The sequence below is a fragment of the Iodobacter sp. BJB302 genome, from assembly GCF_002735645.1.
In the GTDB taxonomy this organism is placed as follows: Bacteria; Pseudomonadota; Gammaproteobacteria; order Burkholderiales; family Chitinibacteraceae; genus Iodobacter.
The window spans coordinates 1-3,776 of sequence record NZ_PDZG01000138.1 but is presented as its reverse complement, the minus strand read 5'-3'; the positions used below and the strand labels follow the sequence as shown (position 1 = coordinate 3,776).

At 42.9% G+C, this 3,776-nt stretch carries 2 protein-coding genes; one reads left to right on the top strand and one right to left on the bottom strand.

From position 1 onward, the window contains the following. Positions 1-270: 270 nt before the first annotated feature. A complete protein-coding gene (locus CSQ88_RS22030) occupies positions 271-2,961 on the top strand; it encodes a hypothetical protein (RefSeq protein ID WP_143449569.1) in 2,691 nt (896 codons plus the stop codon). Positions 2,962-2,996: 35 nt separating this feature from the next. Here CSQ88_RS22030 and CSQ88_RS22025 read toward each other — a convergent pair whose 3' ends face one another. Continuing rightward, a complete protein-coding gene (locus CSQ88_RS22025) occupies positions 2,997-3,671 on the bottom strand; it encodes a hypothetical protein (RefSeq protein WP_099400204.1) in 675 nt (224 codons plus the stop codon). Positions 3,672-3,776: the final 105 nt, after the last annotated feature.

Genomic DNA, 3,776 nt, shown 5'->3' with positions numbered 1-3,776 from the left:
ACTCGGAACTGGAGCTGGCAAGATGAAGTGCAATTGAACCCGGACCGGGCTATTGAGCCTAAAACAGGCGAGGAATTACAGGTCGCTTAAATCGTAAAAACATCTCAACTATCTTGACAATTACCGAGAGTGAGTTTATTTATCTGTAGCATCAGTATTTTTTTGTTTAGTGATCGGTAGTTATTTCCTAATCCCTGTTTTTAGTCGCACTTAAAAATGAGGGGGACTGAGTCACTATTAAATAAATTAATCGTGAAATAAGGACTTTACATGCCTTTTACCCATTTATCTGTAGAGACAAAGAACCCCATATTAAATGTATGTTCTTCTTCAATGTCGGGTTCGAGGTCAAGGTTGCCTCTAATTGGCGTTGAATGTGTTTTGTCGGAAGAAAATTATAGCCACGATGTGCAAAACAGCTTTGATCTTTGGGATGCCTTAAAGAATCGGTTAACAGAGAAAATGAAGCACATGGATTTAGCAAGCAAGGAAAAATGTCGATTAATTATTAAGGATGTTGACACTGTTTTTAATAGTGGAGGAGGCGAGTTAGGGGAAAAGGATTATGCCGTACTTTCACTTAACTTCAAAAAATTGAGGCAGCAGTTTTCAAAGGATCGTAATGAGGGGTTTTCAAGGGAGTTAACCTCACTGAGTCGCCATTTAGAGGTGGAGACAAAGGCTAAGTGGGCTGAGCTATGTCGCATGAAAGCGCTTAGTCATATTGAGGAGGAGTGCCATGAATATAATCGACCTGGTACATATCAAGAAAGGGGCGGTGAGCTATCTTTGGGGCTTGGGTTCGGTTCAGAAGCGGCAGGAATAGGGCTCAAAGCAGAAGGGGGGATTAAGGGAGGCTTTGCTTGTTCTATGCAGAGTAACGATGATAGTAGCGTTACTACTGCGAAACAATTTTCATTTGGGGTTTTTGGAAGGGGGGTCGCAGGGGTGTTTGCCTCAAAGGCAGAAGGCGTAGCTCAAGTCACTCATTCACATGAATATAATAGCATTAAGCACTATGCGCATAGAAAGGTAGACAAGTCTCTCAGTGGTTCGCGCCAACAGAGCTCAGGAAAAAATCGTGGGTTATTAGCTCGTTTGGTTAAAAAAAACGAGTTGGCAAGGTATCCAAGAATCATCCAGACGGCAGTCAATCAGCAATCCAGTATTACTTCATTGCGTGATAACGGTTTAGCCCCAAATTTCGTTTTTAAACACGATATTATGCCTACAGATCCTAATAGGCAGCGTACTTCAACTGCTCACACAATTCCAAAAGGTTTGCGTTGTACACCAGAATTACAGCATAAAATAGATCAGCTTATCCCGGATGCTCGTACTACACCTCCTCGCGTACATACTGTGGTGGAGCTTTCTCATCAGAATGAGTCAATCATTGGAAAAAAATCTACTGCCCCACCTTTTGATGCAAGTGCTCGTACATTGAGGTTGGCAGGTACGCTCGGTGTTAACGCGGCTGGATTTAGTGTCGGTGTAGGTGGAAATATCGAGGAAACCACCCTTGATATAGAAGTGCCAGTTACGCTGAAAAATGTTATAGAAAGCCAAGCTAAGGATTTGGAGCGAGCGCGGCTGAAGCTTGTACTGAAGTCAGGGGAGCAGGCTGCGTATGAAAGGTTTCCTTTAGTAAGACCCATTTTTAAGTCTTGGTTTTTTTATAAAAAACCTGTTTCTGAAGTGGATCTAAATAAATCAACTGATGTACTTGATCATCAATTCAAGAATTTCTGCCTTAAAGTACAGCAATATGATTATGAAATTGACATTGCATCTTCAAGTGATCGTAAGTCAATAAAAAATAAATGTGAGGTGATGTGGGATAGAGAGTTCAAAACCTCCCGAGAAAATGTGCTCGCTGATTTATGTAAATTGCATGCTTTGCTTCTCTATCAAGTTACGAAATGCGATTCGCACGAGGCTGTGTTGGCGCGACTAAAGGGCTTGGGTGATCAATTATATTCTCCTCCCATTTCCTTTGACAAAAAGGTGTTTGCTCAAAAAACAAGCTTTACTGACGTTATAAAAGTAAAGAAATACTCACGGACTGTAGAGCTTAACTTAGCTGCAGGTATTCCTGCGCTTGGGGCAGGGGGCAAAGTAATATATACGGAAGCCCGCTTGATTCATCACAAATTGTATCGTGCAGGGGACTATAGGGATCTGACGCTAACGCTTACAGCAGGCATGGTATTGGATGCTGGTGGCCTGAATAAAATTGCTGTAGCACTGGCTAAGCAAATTAATTTACCAGGTGTTAGTGCTGATACACTAAATGCCGAAATGAGTAAAATGAGCTTACAACTTGAGCTGGAGGGTAGTCTTAAAGTGATGTTTCGATTTTTTCAGCCTAATTATCAGCAAGCAGAGGCTTTTCCTCATGCAGCCAAAGGGTATCAGCTGCAATTGACTCGGGTGACTACAGAGCGGATCGCTAAATTATCTGGTGCCGTTCCAATTGTTACCCCGGCGGCAGGCCTTACGGTCAATGTAGGAGGAAAGCTAAATAGCAAGGCTACTCATGTGCACTTAGAACGTTGGGGGGAGAACAGCCTCAGCGCACCAATGATGCATTACATGAATTTAAAAGGGATCAATGAAAGCTCAAGGTGGGAGAAACTATCTAATGATTGTTTATATGAAAACTCATCTGGGGAGGATTCGTTTTTAAAATTGGCTCAGAATTTGGTTACTAAACAATCTGCTGTTCACCTTGAAGCTGAATATTTTCTTGATTGTCAAAAAGTGGGCCTAGATAAAGAGGACTCCTTTGCCAAGGATTTCTTTGTAACAATGCTGAACTTTGTTGTGTTCAATAATCAAACTAATCGTAAGCTAGCGCAGGAGAGTTTTGAAAAACTAATAGAGCGACAATATCCGCTGTGGGAGGAAGAGAAATTAAGGTACATAGGCAGAACTCGAGGAATGGATATTCAGAAGTAAAAGACCAGACTTAGCTCGGCAACTCTCTCTTCGATTCAATGGAGATGATGCAGGATCTTTCTGTGTAAAACACCAATAATTCCACAGGTGTTTGCACAGAAAGATTTATAGGCTCTTACAGGGGGGGGAACAGAATGTTTTTGGATGATTTGCGCATGCCCAAGCTCATCTGCCTTATAGGTACTTTTTACGCTAGAGCGCCTTGCTATATCCCCTTTAATTTCCTGCGTTGAACAATTTGCTAGGCTGAATACTTTTCCCGATCCGTGATAGCCTGTTACCTCTGCATTGTTAAACCCGAGTAGTGATAAAGTCTCGGAGAAAGTTTGAGCTAAAGCTACTTTAGCTTCTGATTGAGCACCACATAGCAACCAGGATCGGTGGCCTAATTTGGGCAGGGTGGCCGCGCGTAAATCAGCATGGCTGAATGATAAAGGTTCACGCGCATCGGCACTATTGCAGCTAGTAAGGCGGAAGTCACGGAAATTCCTTGATAAACCACCTAGTTTCAGTTCTTCCGCTAAGTAGCCTGGAGGTATCTTTTCCTCCTTATCGCAAGGAGTGGAATGTAGATAAGGGTTTCCTGGCCCGCCATGCCCAAGGATGTATATTTTATCTCTGGCTGGATCAAGGCTAGCTAATTGTGCTTTATTGGCATTGCTTAATATCTGCATGTCGGTTAATGCTTTGTAAGCGCCTAGCCCTCCCATCTAAACGCCCTTTCCTTTTTTCGTCATGCTGAGGTTTTTATCAAGCAGGAGGATTTATGGGGGATTTGCAGACGCGGCGCGGGGAGTGGCTACTGCGCGTGGCTC

What these genes read in the sequence shown, in the direction of transcription:
- CSQ88_RS22030 (WP_143449569.1), top strand. Translation starts at nt 271, where the DNA reads ATGCCTTTTACCCATTTATCTGTAGAGACAAAGAACCCCATATTAAAT.
- CSQ88_RS22025 (WP_099400204.1), bottom strand. Translation starts at nt 3,671, where the DNA reads ATGGGAGGGCTAGGCGCTTACAAAGCATTAACCGACATGCAGATATTA.